Source organism: Arthrobacter sp. R4, from assembly GCF_051365025.1.
Taxonomy (GTDB): Bacteria; Actinomycetota; Actinomycetes; order Actinomycetales; family Micrococcaceae; genus Arthrobacter.
Window position 1 is genome coordinate 1 of sequence record NZ_JBLWIJ010000030.1, and the last position, 15,097, is coordinate 15,097.

Sequence of the window (15,097 nt, forward strand, 5' to 3'; positions counted from 1 at the left end):
ACCAGGCCCGCGGCCAGCGTGTTGCCGTCCAGCGGGTCGATCACCAGGAACGCGCCGGTACGGCGGTGGTGCAGGTAGTTCTCCAGTGGCAGCGGTGCGGAAAGCCGGAGCTGCGCGTGGCCGATGTCGTTCAGTTCGAGGCTCGACGCGGCTTCAAGCTTGAAGGAAGCCAGGTCCAGCTTGCCACTGACGTTGCGGACCAGCGCCTGGACGGTGCGGGTGCCGTGCTTCACCAGCACCTTGGCACCTTCCCGCAAAGGCTTGGGCGAAAGCCAGCACAGCGCGGCGTAGAGGTCTGCGGAGGACTCGCGGACAGTCCCGGCGGCGGCGATGGTGTCACCGCGGGCGACGTCGAATTCCTCGGCCAGGCGGATCGCCACGGACTGCGGCGCGAACGCCTCCTGCAGTGACTCTCCGGCGAAGTCGATGCCGGTCACCGTGGTGGTGCGGGGGGCCTGGCCGGGCGTCAGCACAGCAACCTTGTCGCCCACCTTCACGGAACCCTCGGTGATTTGGCCGGCATACGCCCGGTAGTCGCGGTAGGCCTCAACATCCAGGCCGACGGCCACGGCGTCCGGAGCCAGCGCACCCTGCGGGCGGATGACCAGCTGCACCGGGAAGCGGAAGCTCTCCAGCTGGGTGTCGATCTCGTCGGCGGCCGGCAGGGTTTCGAGGACCTCCAGCAGGGCCGGGCCGTCATACCAGGGCGTGCGCTCGGAACGGTCCACCACGTTGTCGCCCTCGAGGGCGGACACCGGGATCACCAGCAGGTCGTCGATGTGGTCCGCGGTCCCCAGCGCAGCCGCGCCGATGCCCAGTTCACGGGCCACCTGCTGCACGTCGGCCTGGATCTCACGGAACACGGACTCGCTGAAGTCCACGAGGTCAATCTTGTTCACGGCCACGATCACGTGCGCCACCCGCAGCAGCTGCAGCACGGACAGGTGCCGGCGGGTCTGCTCCAGGACACCCTTGCGGGCGTCAATGAGTACGACGACGGCATCCGCAGTGGACGCGCCGGTCACGGTGTTCTTGGTGTACTGAACGTGGCCGGGGCAGTCGGCCAGGATGAAGCTGCGCTGGTCGGTGGCGAAGTAGCGGTAGGCCACGTCGATGGTGATGCCCTGCTCGCGCTCGGCACGCAGGCCATCGGTGAGGAGGGCCAGGTCGATCGCCTGGGTGCCGGTGGCACCCGCGCCGCCGAAGCCGCGGTCCGCGGAGGTGCGGGCGACGGCGTCGAGCTGGTCAGCGAGGATCGCCTTGGAGTCGTGAAGGAGGCGGCCCACCAAAGTGGACTTGCCGTCGTCGACCGATCCTGCGGTGGCGAAGCGGAACAGCGTGGTGGGCAGGGCTGTTTCCAGCTCCGCGGCCAGGAGTGAAGTTTCGGTGCTCATTTAGAAGTAACCATCCTTCTTGCGGTCTTCCATGGCTGCCTCGGAGATGCGGTCATCTGCTCGGGTGGCACCACGTTCGGTGATGGTGGAGGCAGCAACTTCGATCACAACGTCGCTCACGGTGGCTGCGGCCGATTCAACGGCACCGGTGCAGGACATGTCGCCTACGGTGCGGTAGCGGACCGTCTTGGTGATGACTTCTTCGTGCGGCAGCGGCTGGGAAACCTCGCCGACGGCGCGCCACATGCCATCGCGGGCAAAGACTTCACGGCTGTGGGCGTAGTACAGGCCGGGCAGCTCGATGTTCTCGCGCTCGATGTAGCGCCAAATGTCCAGCTCGGTCCAGTTGCTGATGGGGAACGCACGGACGTGCTGGCCCACGGTGTGGCGGCCGTTGTAGAGGTTCCACAGTTCGGGGCGCTGGTTGCGCGGGTCCCACTGGCCGAACTCGTCGCGGAGGCTCAGGATGCGCTCCTTGGCGCGGGCCTTGTCCTCGTCACGGCGGCCGCCACCGAAGACGGCGTCGAACTTGTTCTTCGAGATGGCGTCCAGCAGCGGGACGGTCTGCAGCGGATTGCGGGTGCCGTCGGCGCGCTCGGCCAGCTCGCCGCGGTCGATGAACTCCTGCACGGAGCCGACGACGAGCTTGAGCCCCAGCCGTTCGACGGTGCGGTCGCGGAAATCGATGACTTCGGGGAAGTTGTGGCCGGTGTCCACGTGCAGCACGGGGAACGGAACCTTGCCCGGCCAGAACGCCTTGGTGGCGAGGTGCAGCATCACCACGGAGTCCTTGCCGCCGGAGAACAGCAGCGCGGGCTTCTCGAACTCGGCCACAACTTCGCGGATGATGTGGATGGCTTCGGACTCAAGGGCGTCCAGGCTGGAGAGGCGCGTGGATACGGCGGCTTCAGTCACCTGGGTAGTCTCCTCAGTTAGGAAAGTGCTCATACGTGTAGTCCGCATTCTGTCTTGTCGGTCCCTGCCCAGCGGCCGGCGCGGGGGTCGTCGCCCGGCGCCACCTTCCGGGTGCAGGGCTGGCAGCCAATGGAGGGGTAACCCTGGGAAAGCAGCGGGTTGACGGGCAGGAGGTTGTCGTCGGAGTACTGGACCAGCTGGTCGAACGTCCACGCTGCCACCGGGTTGACCTTGACCAGGCCGTTGACTGCATCCCACGTGACCAGCGGTGTGTTGGTCCGGGTGGGGGCTTCGTCGCGGCGGACACCGGTGAACCAGAGTTCATAGCCGGCCAGGGTGCGGCGGAGCGGGGCCACTTTGCGGAGGGCGCAGCACTGGGCGGCGTCGCGGGCAAAGAGGTCCTTGCCGAGGAGCCGGTCCTGCTGTTCCACGGTGTTTTCCGGCAGCACGTCCACAACATTGACGCGGAGGTTTGCTGCCACTTCATCGCGCGTGGCGTAGGTTTCCGGGAAGTGGTACCCGGTCTCCAGGAAAAGGACGTCAACGCCGGGCATCTGGTCCGCGACCAGCGCCGGAAGGACGGCGTCAGCCATGGAGCAGGCGACAGCCACTGAGGAGAGGTCAAAGTTGCGCTCCACCCACGCGATCACGTCGCGGGCCGGGGCGTCCCAGCCGAGCTCGGCGGCCCCGGACTCAGCGAGGGCTTTCAGCTCGTCGTGGCTGCGGAGGGTCGCAGGTTGGGTTTCGCTCACTGGAGGGCCTCCTCGTCTGCTGCGTGGGCCCATTCGGCGAAGGTCTGGCCTTCGGCGCGCTGGGCGACGAACGTGCGGACGACGCGTTCGACGTAGTCCGGCAGGTCCTCGACGTAGACCTTGAGGCCGCGGACGGTGCGTCCCAGGCCAGCCTCTTCGCGGCTGGTGGAAGCCAGCCCGCCACCGAGGTGGACCTGGAAGCCCGGGGTGGGGTCGCCGTCGGGCGTTGGCAGCATCATGCCCTTGAGGCCGATGTCCGCGGTCTGGATCCGGGCGCAGGAGTTGGGGCAGCCGTTGATGTGCAGGGACAGCGCGTGGGGCAGTTCGCCGGAAGCGGCGAGGTCCGCCAGGCGGCGTTCCAGCTCGGCAACCGCGGTGGCCGCGGTGACCTTGGTCTCCACGATGGCCAGCTTGCAGTATTCGATGCCGGTGCAGGCGATGGTGCCCCGGCGGAACACGGACGGGCGGGCGGACAGGCCCAGGGCGTCCAGCTCGGCAACCAGCGGCTCAACGTGGTCCTTGGCGACATCCAGCACCACAAGCTTCTGGTGCGGGGTGGTGCGCAGCCGGAAGGAGCCGCGGGCCTCGAGGGTGTCCGCGAGCTTTACCAGCTGACCGCCGGAGAGGCGGCCGGCCAGCGGGGTGGCGCCGATGAAGAACTTGCCGTCCTTCTGCTCGTGCACGCCGATGTGGTCGCCCGGTGAGGTGGGCTTGGGGGCGGCGGGGCCATCGTCCAGCTTGTAACCGAGGTATTCGTCCTCGAGGATCTGGCGGAACTTCTCCGGACCCCAGTCGGCCATCAGGAACTTCAGGCGTGCCTTGGTGCGCATGCGGCGGTAACCGTAGTCGCGGAAGATGCTGGTGACGCCGAGCCATACTTCGGCGGCTTCCTCCGGGCGGACGAACGCGCCGAGGCGCTTGCCGAGCATCGGGTTGGTGGACAGTGCTCCGCCGGCCCAGAGGTCGTAACCGACGCCAAGCTCGGGGTGCTCAACGCCCACCAGGGCGAAGTCATTGATCTCGTGGACCACGTCCTGGCTGGGGTGGCCGGTGATCGCGGTCTTGTACTTGCGGGGCAGGTTGGACAGCAGCGGGTTGCCGATGAACCGCTCCCCCAGTTCCGCGATGAGCGGGGTGGGGTCGATGATTTCGTCCTTGGCGATGCCGGCCACCGGGGAGCCCAGGATGACGCGGGGCACGTCGCCGCAGGCTTCGGTGGTGGACAGGCCAACACCTTCCAGGCGGGTCCAGATCTCGGGAATGTCCTCCACGCGGATCCAGTGCAGCTGGATGTTCTGGCGGTCGGTGAGGTCGGCGGAATCCCTCGCGAAGTCAACGGAAATCTGGCCTATGACCCGCAACTGCTCGGTGGTGAGCGCACCGCCGTCGATGCGGACGCGGAGCATGAAGTACTTGTCCTCGAGCTCGTGCGGTTCGAGCGTTGCGGTCTTGCCGCCGTCGATCCCGGGCTTGCGCTGGGTGTACAGGCCCCACCAGCGGAAGCGGCCGTGCAGGTCCTGGCCGGGGATGGAATCGAAGCCCTCTTTGGAGTAGATGGACTCGATACGCTCGCGAACGTTGAGGCCGTCATCTTCCTGTTTCCAGGTTTCGTTGGCGTTCAGCGGGGTTTTGCCGTCCACTTTCCACTGCCCGTGCGGCTTTGCGGCGGGGCGGGAAGGGCGAGCGGGGCGCTTGGCGGCAGCGGGGTCCGCGGACGCTCCGGCTAGAGCTGTATCAGTCATGCATCGACTGTAGGTCCCACCCGAATAGCGTCACAAAGGGCCCGGAAACGCTAAGTCACCTAGGGAAATATTTCGTCATGAACCGCCGGAGGGCCTTGAAGATGCCCTCTCGCTGTGCATCGCCGGAACCCATTCCGGGGCTGCTTATTTCGCGGCTTCGGCGTCCTCGCGGCCCTTGGCGACGGCGGCGTCGTACCGTTCCAGCGCGATCTCGGCGAGCACGGGCGAGGGCAGCAGCGGCTCAGTGACGAGGTCGGCCCCTGCTTTGGCGAGCTGGTCGTGGAAGTAGCCCGGCGCCAGGAGGTAGGAGGCGATGACTACGCGGCCGCCCAGGTCAACCGCTCCCGCGGACTCCCCTGCCCCGGCACCGCCTTCAGCTTCCTCGCGAAGCATGGCGACGGCGTCGGGCACTGAAGGCTTGGCCGAGGCACCATAGGCGGGCACGATCCGGTTGCTGCGGAGCTCACCGAGCTGGCTGGCGAGTTCCTCCACACTGACGGCGGCGTTGGGATTGGATGATCCTGCGGCGGCCAGGACGATGCTGTCCCGGTCGGTGACGCCGGCTTCACGGAGGCGCTGGTCCAGGAGGGCTGCGAGCCTGGGATCCGGGCCCAGCGGTGCCGCGGCCAGGCTGCCCGGCCGGCTCTTCACGGCCCGGGCGATGTCCACCTTGACGTGGTAGCCCACGCTCAGGAGCAGGGGCACCACGACGGCGGACTCCCCCTCCGGCAGTCCCGCCACCACGTCCACGAGGTCAGGCTGCTGCACATCCACATAGGCCTCGCGCACGTCGAGTCCCGGGCGCAGGGCAGCGATGGCGTCGCGGAGGGCGTTGACCTCGGCGGCTCCCTGCACGCTGGATGTCCCGTGGGCACAGGCGATCATGATGGGGCTGTTCATACCCGCTAGCGTAACGTTGGAGCCGCCCTGTCCGCCCTCTTGAAATCCGCCGGGACGCTCCATGACATTTCCTTTTGACATCGCCCTGGTCTGGCTGGACCTGGCTGGCGTCTTCTTCTTCGCGGTCTCCGGATCCCTGCTGGCGGCGCGGAAGCAGTTCGACATCATTGGCTCCTTGCTCCTGGCCTCGCTGGTGTCCCTGGGCGGCGGCGTGATCCGCGACATCATCCTTTCTGCCGGACCTCCGGCGGCCTTCACCAACCCCGCGTACCTTGCACCTCCGGTCCTTGCCACAGTGCTGGTCTACTTCCTGTTTCCCAGCTTTCAGCGGTACACCTCGCTGCTGACCCTGTTCGACGCCGGCGGGCTGGCCCTGTTCTGCATCACCGGCACGCTGAAGGCCCTGACGATGGGGATGAACCCCATTGCCGCGGTGCTGCTGGGAGTGACGACGGCGGTGGGCGGGGGCCTGCTGCGGGACATTACTGCCAATGAGGTGCCGCAGCTGTTCGACCCCCGGGACCTCTATGCACTGCCAGCCTTCAGCGGGGCGGCTCTGACCACTCTCCTCTGGATGACTGGCTCCTTTAACGCGGCGACCGCGTGCGCCGTGGCGGCTGTGGTGTTCGCCTTCCGCGTCATCGCCTGGCGTCGGGCCTGGTACGTTCCGCTGGCGGTGCATGGCTGGCACCGGCGGGGCGTGGAGGGTTCCCCTGGTCCCGGTGGCGGTACCGGCGGGGCTGCTGGGACTGGCGGCGGCTCAGGAGCACCCCGGAATTAGCTACGATATGACAATGACTGACATGTTCCTCGAGAAGTTCCGCGCGCTTGTTCCGAAGTATCTCGAAGACGAATGGCAGGAAGAAGACGGGCTGCCCGCCGACGAGCTTGATGCGGCCCTCGAAGAACACCAATTCCAGGTTCCCTTGGTCCTGCGCGAGTTCTACCTTGCCTTGGGTGGCTGCGAGGACCTGATGGAGGCCTACCACTACTTCTGGGACCCCGAAGAACTCGAAGTCGATGACGAGGGCTTCCTGATGTTCCTTGAGGACGAGGAAGAGCAGTTCACCTGGGGCTTCCGCGTGGGCGACCTCGGCGTCCCGGACCCCATCGTCTACCGACGCAACAACGCCCGCGGCCAGTGGAAAAGCGAAGAGGGCACCTTCTCGGAGTTCGTCTTTGACATGTTCGAGTGGGCGTTCAACGACGAGGAAGACTAGTTCCTCAGGGTGCACCCGCCCCAAATGCGTAACTTTTAGCGCCCCGGCAGTTTCAGTTCCTTGATTTTGCGGGGCTCAGGCTGTCGGCGTCCGGTATAAGTTACGCAAGTTGGTTCACGGTTGCCATCTGAATGCCAAGAACAGCAATCACCTGGCGTCGAATTTGCCGTTGCGCCTCAGTTCAAGGACTGCGAGGACCTCTGCAACCATCTCGTCTGGCGAATGGACCACATCGGCGTAGTAATAGCGGAGCACCAGATAGCCACCAAGAACGCTCCTGTTGTTTCGTCGCTGATCGCGTTTGACAGCCTGGGGCTCGAAGTGGGTTGACCCGTCAGTCTCAACCACCAAACACTCTTCAATAAGGAAGTCGACCTCACCAACGCCGGGGATAAAGACATGCCTCCGCAAACGAAGGCCGGCTCTCCGGAAATGCGTGTTGGCCAAGACCTCCAGCACTGAGTCCGCACGCGGAATAACCAGGTCCAGCACGGCCCGTGCCCTGCCATTGCGACGCCCCTGCAACCCGGCATAAAGGAATTCCAGCTCAATATCGCGCCTGCCCACGGCCGACTGCACCATCACCAGTGATTCCAGTTCGGGGAGGCAGCGGAGGCTGTGCAGCAACACATCCGCCAGCCCTGCGACAGGCAGCCACCGATGCCGGGGGTGTTTGGGCCTGCCGTGCTCCACAATTCTGGACGTGGCAACTGGCTGGCTGCGGCAGAGGTGCAGAACGCAAGTTTCCGTCAGCACCCATAAGTTGTATACCGGTGCCGCCGACACGCACGTCAGCAGGCCTCCATGCGTGAGAGCATCGCGGAGACTGCTGCCTGCCGGAAGGCTATAGACTCCGCGGCTCGCCCGCACCACCAGGCCTCCGGCTACCGCTCGGTCGAGCGCGGCCCTGCCAAATCCAGCCTTCGCCAATTGCCCGGTTCGCGCAGCGCCTCCTTGCCTCATCAGGAAGTCAATAATGTCCATCAGCCCAGAGTGTCGCTGTGGGCGTGCGGGCGGGAGGGAGCATCACACCTATGTGGACAACACGCCGGCACAATGAGCGGACTCCGCGACCAAGATGCGTAACTATTGGCGCCCTTCGCCACCGCAAACACCGCCATGACGCGGGCCATGCTCAGCAGGGGCCCTATAAGTGACGCAATCCGGTCAGAAACACCGGAAAAGCCTGTGACACGCTCAGTAACAAGGGACCTTGCATCTTGTGACAAGGCTGTCATAGACTGTTCACGGATCCGCTAAACGCCTCCGGCGGGTCTGATGCGAACGGAGAAATGGCCCCGGTTCGACGCAACGAATGACTCGTATCGTTGCTGAGAATCGGGGCTATTCCGTTTAAGAAGCGCCGCCATCGACTGCTCCATAACTGCCGTTTTGAGGTGTCGAAAGGGCGGCTACGGAGCAATCGATGAAAAGAGAGGACCCGGGCCCCTCAAAGGACTAGCTGGCGCGGTCCACCACAGCCAGGGCGAAATTAGACAGCGACGTCTTAACAACGCCCTCCGGCAAGGGAGCCAGCGCTGCAATGGCTTCATCCGCCCAGCGGCGTGCAACAACCCAGGACTCGGCAGTCACGGGATGCTCGCGCAGCCCGGCAACCGCAGCCGCCAAAGCCTCATCCGACGTCAGGTCGCCGTCAATCAGCTTCAAAAGTTCGACGGCGGCGTGGTCGCCATCCTCGGCAGCCTTGCGCAGGAGCAGGACAGGGAGTGTGGGTACACCTTCGCGGAGGTCGGTCCCCGGGGACTTGCCGGACTTGACCTTGATGCCGGTGACGTCGATGACGTCGTCGGCAAGCTGGAAGGCTACGCCCACCTTCTCGCCGTATTCCACCAGGACCGACTCGTACGTGGGGTCAGCGCCGGCGAAGATGGCACCAAGCTGGCCGGAAGCAGCCACCAATGACCCTGTCTTGTCCGCGATGACCGAGAGGTAGTGCTCCACCGGGTCCTCGTCCGGGCGCGGACCAACGGTTTCATGCAGCTGGCCCAGGCACAGCCGCTCGAAGGTGCGGGCCTGGATGCCCAGGGCTCGGGAGCCCAGCTCGGACACCAGGATGGACGCGCGGGCAAAGATGAGGTCGCCGGTGAGGACGGCCACGGAGTTTCCCCAGACCTCGTGGGCAGTGGGGGCGCCGCGGCGGAACGGGGCCGAGTCCATCACGTCGTCGTGATACAGCGTGGCCAGGTGGGTCAGTTCCACCACTACGGCCGCCTGCACCACGGCAGGCAGGGATGCGTCGCCGAGGTGGGCGCAGAGCAGCGTCAGCAGCGGCCTGATGCGCTTGCCGCCGGCTTCCACCAGGTGACGCGACGTTGCGTCCGCCAGGGGGTCCGAGTTGGCAATGGCTTCGCGCAGCTTCTTTTCCACCCGCGCCAGGTTGTTGGTGATGGCGGGGCCCAGTTCGGCGTCCTCCGCGATCGCCGCAAAGCCCGCGGGCAGCTGAAGTCCCGTGGCAATGGCGGTGGTATTGAGGCTGGGTTCGGAGTCCGGCAGGCCGTGCCCGGCATGCGTCCAGCTGTGGTCTGCGGAGTTGGTCACGGGTTAACCCTAACTTTTTGTTGCGGATACCGCTGATTCGAGGCCGACGGTGTATTGGACGTGGCCGGAACCAGCGACTCCAGGACGCGGATGGCCCGGTCCTCGAAGCCCTTGGCGGACGGATCGGTGAGGTTGGCCAGCAGCCGCACCACAAAACGCATCAGGACCGGAATAGGCATCCCGGTCCGGAGCGCGAGCTTCATGACGGCGGGCTTGCCGATCAGCGCGGCAAATGCGCGGCCCAGCGTGAAGTGCGATCCCCACTGGTCCCGCACATAGTCTGCGTACCGCGAAAGATGGGCATCGGCGTCGTACGTTCCGCCCGCCGCCAAAGAGCGTGCGGAGGCGTCGACAATGAACTCGGCCGCGAACCGCGCGGACTCCATCGCGTAGGAGATGCCCTCGCCGTTGAACGGGGAGACCATGCCGCCGGCGTCGCCCAGGAGCAGGAGGCCGGGCGAGTAGTGCGGCGTCCGGTTGAAGCCCATGGGGAGGGCCGCGCCGCGGATTTCGCCCACTTGGTTTTCCGGGGTGAAGCCCCAGTCGGCGGGCATGCCGGCGGTCCATTCACGCAGGACCTGCTTATAGTCCAGCTTGCCGAATTCCTTGGAGGAGTTGAGGATGCCCAGGCCGACGTTGGAAGTGCCGTCGCCGACGCCGAAGACCCAGCCGTAGCCGGGGAGCAGACTGCCGTCCCGCCCGGGGAGTTCCAGCCAGCCTTCCATCCAGTCGTCGTCGTGGCGGGGGCTCCGGAAGTAGGTGCGCACGGCGACGCCGAGGGGCCGGTCGTCGCGCTTCTGGAGCCCTGCGGACACGGCGGTGCGCGTGGAATTTCCGTCGGCGGCGAGTACGACGTCGGCGCTAAAGTCGAGCGTCTGTCCCGTCTTGCGTCCGGACTCATCCAGGAGCGCTGCGCGGACGCCGGTCACGCGGCCGTCCTCCGAGCGCAGGACCTCGGTGACGCTGTGCCGTTCCAGGACTTCGGCGCCGGCAGCCCGGGCGTGACGCGCCAGTTCCTCATCGAAACCAAGGCGTGTGCGGATCAGGCCATACTGCGGAAAGTCGGAAACCTCGGGCCAGGGCAGCTCAATGGTGCGCCCGCCGGCGATCAGGCGAAGGCCCTTGTTGCGGCGCCACCCATCGGATTCGGGATGCGGCAGGCCGAGTTTCTGGATTTCGCGGACTGCCCGCGGTGTCAGGCCGTCGCCGCAGACCTTCTCCCGAGGGAAGCTGGTCTTTTCCAGGACGGTCACGCTGATGCCGGACTTGGCAAGGTAATACGCGGCGGTAGAGCCAGCCGGCCCCGCGCCGACGATCAGTACTTTCACGCGGTCAGCGGACGATGTTGCGGCGGAGCTTGGCCACGGGGCCCTTATTCGCTGCGATGGCGGCGGCAACTCCGTCAGGGCCGGTTTCAGCCGGTTTGGTGGCACGGTGGACCGCCACGATTCCGCCGGTGAGGTTCCGGTACGTGACCTTTTCCCACCCGGATTCCTGCAGCCACGCGGCCAGGTGGTCCTGGTCCGGCCAGGCGCGGATGGACTCGGCGAGGTAAACATAGGCGTCCGGATTGGAGGCAACCTTCACGGCGATAGCCGGCAGGGCACGCATGAGGTATTCGGTATACATGGTGCGCCAGAGCGGAACCACGGGCTGGGAGAACTCGGCTATAACCAGCTTGCCGCCCGGCTTGGTAACCCGAAGCATCTCGGCCAGGGCCTTCTTGGGCTCATTGACGTTGCGCAGCCCGAACGAGATGGTGCTGGCGTCAAAGGAGTTATCCGCGAAGGGCAGGTTGGTGGCGTCACCGGCAACAAAATTGATGTCGGGGCGGCGGCGCTTGCCAACTTTGAGCATTCCGAGGGAGAAATCGCACGCCACTACGTCTATGCCTGCATCGGCATATGGCTCGCTTGAGGTACCGGTTCCTGCGGCAAGATCCAGGACTCTCTGGCCCTTCGTGACTTCCATGGCTTCCACCACAACCTTGCGCCAGCGGCGGGTCTGCCCCATGGAGAGGACATCGTTGACGACATCGTATTTAGGTGCGACGTCGTCAAACATCGTGGCTACTTCGTCCGGACGCTTATCCAAGGATGCTCGGTTCACCCAGTCATTGTCTCAAATGTTCTGCAGGCCCCCTAACCACGGCCGGTTTCCGGGGCTGAGTGCGCAATTGCGATACTTAGAAGTACTTAGGGGCCCAAGTACTTTCAAGTACTGTGGACCCATCATGACGAGAACGTTCCGCACTCTGACAGTCCCCCTGGATGAAAAAGCATCTCCCGGGGGGCTGCCTCAGTTTCTGGTCCGGGACGACGTCCTCTGCTGGACCCGCCGCGAAGCCGGACTGGTGGGCTTCGGCGAGATCGCCCGGTTTACCGCCACTGGTCCCGAGCGCTTCCTTGAGGCAGACATCTGGTGGCGTCACCTGGTCCTGGAAGCGGAGATCGCAGACTCCGTGGAACTGCCTGGCACGGGCCCGGTGGCTTTCGGCTCGTTCGCGTTCTCCAAAAAGTCCGCCCACGAGTCCCGGCTGATCGTGCCGGAAATCGTGGTGGGTGTTCGGGACGGCCGCTTCTGGGTCACCCAGTTAACGTTCGACGACGTCGCGCTCACCGAGGCGGGCGCACTCGCTGCCCTGGAGCGCTGGCTCAGTAGCGGCAACCCTGGCGCCCCCCTCACCTTTGCGGACAGCCCGACGCCGGCAACTCCGGCGGCCGGGGACGGCACCTCCCCTGCCGTTCCCGCCAAGGCGGGTCACGCCGTCGTCCGCCCTTTGCCGTTGGCTGCCGGTGCGACGCTGCACACGGGGTCGCTGAGCGAAGAGAACTGGATGGCCGCCGTCGCCGCGGCCGTGGAGGAGATCCGGACCGGGGCGCTGGAGAAGCTCGTGCTGGCGCGTGACATCGTGGCCACCGTCCCCACGGGCGTGAACGCCGCGAAGGTGCTGCGGGAGCTGTCGGCCCGGTACCGCGAGTGCTGGACGTACGGCGTGGACGGGCTGGTGGGCGCCACTCCGGAGATGCTGATCCAGGTGGAGGGCCGGACCGCTCAGGCCCGCGTTCTGGCCGGAACCCTGGACCGCCGCGACGCGCACGGCGAGGCCGGCATCCCCATGGACTACGCCGAACGCGTGCTGGCCGGATCCGAGAAACAGCGGCACGAACACGAGATCGCCATCCAGTCCCTGACCTCACAGCTGGCGCCGTTCTCGGAGGCCATGAACGCGCACGACGAGCCGTTCATCCTCGAGCTGCCCAATGTGTGGCACCTGGCCTCGGACGTGAAGGCCGAGCTGACCGAGGTGGAAGGGCACGTGCCCACCTGCCTGGCACTGATCAACGCGCTGCACCCGACGGCCGCCGTTTGCGGTACGCCAACACTGGTGGCCGGTGCATTGATCCGCAAGCTCGAACACTTGGACCGCGGGCCGTATGCCGGGCCCGTGGGGTGGCTGGATGCGGCCGGCAACGGCGAGTGGGGCATCGCGCTGCGTGGGGCTGTCATCGAGTCGCCGACCACCGTGCGCCTGTATGCCGGCTGCGGCATAGTCGACGGATCCCAGCCGGAAGCTGAGCTGGCAGAGACCTGGGCCAAGTTCCGCCCCATGCTGGAGTCGCTGGGCATCAGAAGCTAGGTTCCCTCCCCGCTCCCCAACTAAGTAGCAGCAGATGTCGTTTTGACGCCTCAGAACGACATCTGCTGCTACTTAGTTGGGCGGGGTGTCCGGAATCCGAGACACCTTCCCCTCGTCTAGGCTTGAATTTAGCGGTAACTTAGTTATCCAATAGTGAAACTAAGTTTCCTGTGATGCAAATCTCTTTTTCGGCGCTACACTATGAACCGATTTAGTACGGCATTCCCCCTGCAACAAAAGGTAAGAAATATGCAGCTCAAGTCCCTGGCCACGGCCAAAATGACCGCCAAGGCAGCAGCAATCTTCGCCGCCGGCGCCCTCACCCTCACGGCCTGCGGCGGCGGAGGCTCCACCCCGGCGGCCTCCGATGGCAGCATCCAGCTCGTCAACGCCGGCAAGCTCACCGTCTGCTCGGACGTCCCCTACGAGCCCTTCGAATTCCAGAAGGACGGAAAAATCGTAGGGTTTGACATGGACATCGCCGCTGAGGTGGCCAAGGACCTCAACGCCGAATTGAACGTTGTGGACAGCTCCTTCGAAGCTATCGAGACCGGCACGGCTCTCACGCAGTGCGACGTCTCCATCTCCTCCATCTCCATCACGGAAACCCGCAAGGCCGTCATGGACTTCTCGACCCCCTACCTCGACGACGACCTGGCCCTGGTGGCCAGCGAGGACTCCGGCATCAAGAGCCTGGACGACGCCAAGGGTAAGAAGGTGGGCGTCCAGCAGGCCACCACCGGCGCCGACTACGCCACCGAGAAGGGCCTCGACGCACAGCAGTTCGAGGACACCGGCCTCCTCGTTCAGGCCCTGCAGGCCGGAACCATCGACGCCGCCCTGGGCAACCAGTCCGTCCTGGGCTACGCCATCAAGGACGACCCCTCCTTCAAGGCAGTGGAGAAGTTCGCCACGGGTGAGCAGCTGGGCATCTCCATCAAGAAGGGCAACACTGCCATGGCCGAAAAGGTCAACGCGACGCTCAAGCGCCTGACCGACGACGGCACCCTCGAGAAGTTCGAGACCACCTGGTTCGGCGAAGTCGCCAAGTAGCCAGCGCTACGGCCCCATTCAACTGAGGCCAACGCCGCCCTGAGAACCACGCCGCCGGGGCCCCGGACACGCTGAACCGCAGTACGTCCGGGGCCTCAGCCACGCACTACGAATGTGAGCACCCCATGGCAATGACCGCACGTCAACGGGCCAGAGTGAGCCTGTATGTCCAGATCGGCATCTTCATTGTGGCCATGGCCGCACTGGTCCTCGCCACGGACTGGAAGACCATCGGCAACAGCGTCTTCAACTTCGGCAAAATCGGCCCGATGTTCCCGGACATCTTCCTGGTGGGCCTGAAAAACACCCTGATCTACACCTTCCTCGGCTTCGTCGTCGGCCTGTCCGGCGGCCTGCTGCTGGCCCTGATGAAGCTCTCCAGCTTCCCGCTGTATCGCTGGATCGCCACAGGCTACATCGAATTCTTCCGCGGCATCCCGGCCCTGCTGGTGTTCATTGCCTTCGGCTACGGCGTGCCCCTGGCCTTCGGCGTTTCCTGGAACGTGACCATCGTGGTCATGGTTTCGCTGGGTATGGTCGCCTCGGCATATATCGCCGAAACCCTGCGCGCCGGCCTGCAGGCTGTGCCCAAGGGTCAGCTGGAGGCTGCACGCTCGCTAGGCATGCCCCAGTGGCGGGCCATGGTCTCCATCGTCATCCCGCAGGCGTTCAAGATCGTCCTGCCGCCGCTGACCAACGAGGTCATCCTGCTCACCAAGGATTCCTCGCTGATCTACGTCCTGGGCCTCACGGCATCGCAGTACGAGCTGACCAAGTTCGGCCGCGACGGCATCTCCAGTCTGGGTGCCGGCCTCACGCCGCTCCTGGTCGCAGGTGCCTTCTACCTGGTCATCACCATCCCGCTGAGCCTCCTGGCCCGGAAGTTCGAAAGCCGCTCCGCGCGGACCAAGCGATAGGCAGG

General features: G+C 65.4%; 14 protein-coding genes and 1 pseudogene. 5 read left to right on the forward strand and 10 right to left on the reverse strand.

Annotated elements, in window-relative coordinates:
• The 5 genes from ACLKOZ_RS17545 to ACLKOZ_RS17565 all read right to left on the reverse strand — a co-directional run.
• A partial coding sequence (locus ACLKOZ_RS17545) for a sulfate adenylyltransferase subunit 1 (RefSeq protein ID WP_436476940.1) occupies window positions 1-1,394 on the reverse strand: 1,394 nt, incomplete at its 3' end.
• Window positions 1,395-2,342, reverse strand: a complete 948-nt coding sequence (cysD, locus tag ACLKOZ_RS17550; protein WP_337346246.1) for a sulfate adenylyltransferase subunit CysD — start codon at window positions 2,340-2,342, stop codon at window positions 1,395-1,397.
• Window positions 2,339-3,094: a phosphoadenylyl-sulfate reductase gene (locus ACLKOZ_RS17555; RefSeq protein WP_436476942.1), complete on the reverse strand. Its 756-nt coding sequence runs from the start codon at window positions 3,092-3,094 to the stop codon at window positions 2,339-2,341. The genes cysD and ACLKOZ_RS17555 overlap by 4 nt, the downstream gene beginning before the upstream one ends.
• Window positions 3,058-4,803: a nitrite/sulfite reductase gene (locus ACLKOZ_RS17560; RefSeq protein WP_436476944.1), complete on the reverse strand. Its 1,746-nt coding sequence runs from the start codon at window positions 4,801-4,803 to the stop codon at window positions 3,058-3,060. The genes ACLKOZ_RS17555 and ACLKOZ_RS17560 overlap by 37 nt, the downstream gene beginning before the upstream one ends.
• Before the next feature lie 144 nt (window positions 4,804-4,947).
• Window positions 4,948-5,703, reverse strand: coding sequence for a sirohydrochlorin chelatase (locus tag ACLKOZ_RS17565; protein ID WP_436476946.1), 756 nt, complete (start codon window positions 5,701-5,703; stop codon window positions 4,948-4,950).
• Window positions 5,704-5,764: 61 nt separating this feature from the next.
• Between ACLKOZ_RS17565 and ACLKOZ_RS17570 the strand changes: the two genes are divergently transcribed.
• Both ACLKOZ_RS17570 and ACLKOZ_RS17575 read left to right on the forward strand, forming a co-directional pair.
• Window positions 5,765-6,484 (forward strand): trimeric intracellular cation channel family protein, encoded by a 720-nt coding sequence (locus ACLKOZ_RS17570; RefSeq protein WP_436476948.1) that lies wholly within the window; start codon window positions 5,765-5,767, stop codon window positions 6,482-6,484.
• 13 nt (window positions 6,485-6,497) lie between these two features.
• Window positions 6,498-6,923: a hypothetical protein gene (locus tag ACLKOZ_RS17575; protein WP_337346241.1), complete on the forward strand. Its 426-nt coding sequence runs from the start codon at window positions 6,498-6,500 to the stop codon at window positions 6,921-6,923.
• 147 nt (window positions 6,924-7,070) lie between these two features.
• On the opposite strand, the gene ACLKOZ_RS17580 is transcribed toward ACLKOZ_RS17575, so the two are convergent.
• The 5 genes and pseudogenes from ACLKOZ_RS17580 to ACLKOZ_RS17600 form a co-directional block, all read right to left on the reverse strand.
• Entirely contained in the window at window positions 7,071-7,679 is a 609-nt protein-coding gene (locus tag ACLKOZ_RS17580) for an endonuclease domain-containing protein (RefSeq protein WP_436476987.1), read from the reverse strand.
• Window positions 7,680-7,820: 141 nt separating this feature from the next.
• Window positions 7,821-7,907: pseudogene (locus tag ACLKOZ_RS17585) on the reverse strand (hypothetical protein); the annotation flags it as partial.
• Window positions 7,908-8,381: 474 nt separating this feature from the next.
• Entirely contained in the window at window positions 8,382-9,482 is a 1,101-nt protein-coding gene (locus ACLKOZ_RS17590; RefSeq protein WP_337346240.1) for a polyprenyl synthetase family protein, read from the reverse strand.
• Window positions 9,479-10,810, reverse strand: a complete 1,332-nt coding sequence (locus tag ACLKOZ_RS17595) for a geranylgeranyl reductase family protein (protein WP_436476951.1) — start codon at window positions 10,808-10,810, stop codon at window positions 9,479-9,481. The genes ACLKOZ_RS17590 and ACLKOZ_RS17595 overlap by 4 nt, the downstream gene beginning before the upstream one ends.
• A gap of 4 nt (window positions 10,811-10,814) precedes the next feature.
• Window positions 10,815-11,591 (reverse strand): demethylmenaquinone methyltransferase, encoded by a 777-nt coding sequence (locus ACLKOZ_RS17600; RefSeq protein WP_436476953.1) that lies wholly within the window; start codon window positions 11,589-11,591, stop codon window positions 10,815-10,817.
• 124 nt (window positions 11,592-11,715) lie between these two features.
• Between ACLKOZ_RS17600 and ACLKOZ_RS17605 the strand changes: the two genes are divergently transcribed.
• From ACLKOZ_RS17605 to ACLKOZ_RS17615, 3 genes are all read left to right on the forward strand, one after another.
• Window positions 11,716-13,122 (forward strand): isochorismate synthase, encoded by a 1,407-nt coding sequence (locus ACLKOZ_RS17605; protein ID WP_436476955.1) that lies wholly within the window; start codon window positions 11,716-11,718, stop codon window positions 13,120-13,122.
• Between the two features lie 249 nt (window positions 13,123-13,371).
• Window positions 13,372-14,175 (forward strand): ABC transporter substrate-binding protein, encoded by an 804-nt coding sequence (locus tag ACLKOZ_RS17610; RefSeq protein WP_436476957.1) that lies wholly within the window; start codon window positions 13,372-13,374, stop codon window positions 14,173-14,175.
• A 125-nt stretch (window positions 14,176-14,300) separates the two neighbouring features.
• Window positions 14,301-15,092 (forward strand): amino acid ABC transporter permease, encoded by a 792-nt coding sequence (locus ACLKOZ_RS17615; protein ID WP_337351736.1) that lies wholly within the window; start codon window positions 14,301-14,303, stop codon window positions 15,090-15,092.
• The last annotated feature ends 5 nt before the right edge of the window (window positions 15,093-15,097 follow it).

Bases quoted from the DNA above. Each gene is read 5' to 3' on its own strand.
- cysD (WP_337346246.1), bottom strand. From the start codon at position 2,342: ATGAGCACTTTCCTAACTGAGGAGACTACCCAGGTGACTGAAGCCGCC.
- ACLKOZ_RS17555 (WP_436476942.1), bottom strand. From the start codon at position 3,094: ATGGGCCCACGCAGCAGACGAGGAGGCCCTCCAGTGAGCGAAACCCAA.
- ACLKOZ_RS17560 (WP_436476944.1), bottom strand. From the start codon at position 4,803: ATGACTGATACAGCTCTAGCCGGAGCGTCCGCGGACCCCGCTGCCGCC.
- ACLKOZ_RS17565 (WP_436476946.1), bottom strand. From the start codon at position 5,703: ATGAACAGCCCCATCATGATCGCCTGTGCCCACGGGACATCCAGCGTG.
- ACLKOZ_RS17570 (WP_436476948.1), top strand. From the start codon at position 5,765: ATGACATTTCCTTTTGACATCGCCCTGGTCTGGCTGGACCTGGCTGGC.
- ACLKOZ_RS17575 (WP_337346241.1), top strand. From the start codon at position 6,498: ATGACTGACATGTTCCTCGAGAAGTTCCGCGCGCTTGTTCCGAAGTAT.
- ACLKOZ_RS17605 (WP_436476955.1), top strand. From the start codon at position 11,716: ATGACGAGAACGTTCCGCACTCTGACAGTCCCCCTGGATGAAAAAGCA.
- ACLKOZ_RS17610 (WP_436476957.1), top strand. From the start codon at position 13,372: ATGCAGCTCAAGTCCCTGGCCACGGCCAAAATGACCGCCAAGGCAGCA.
- ACLKOZ_RS17615 (WP_337351736.1), top strand. From the start codon at position 14,301: ATGGCAATGACCGCACGTCAACGGGCCAGAGTGAGCCTGTATGTCCAG.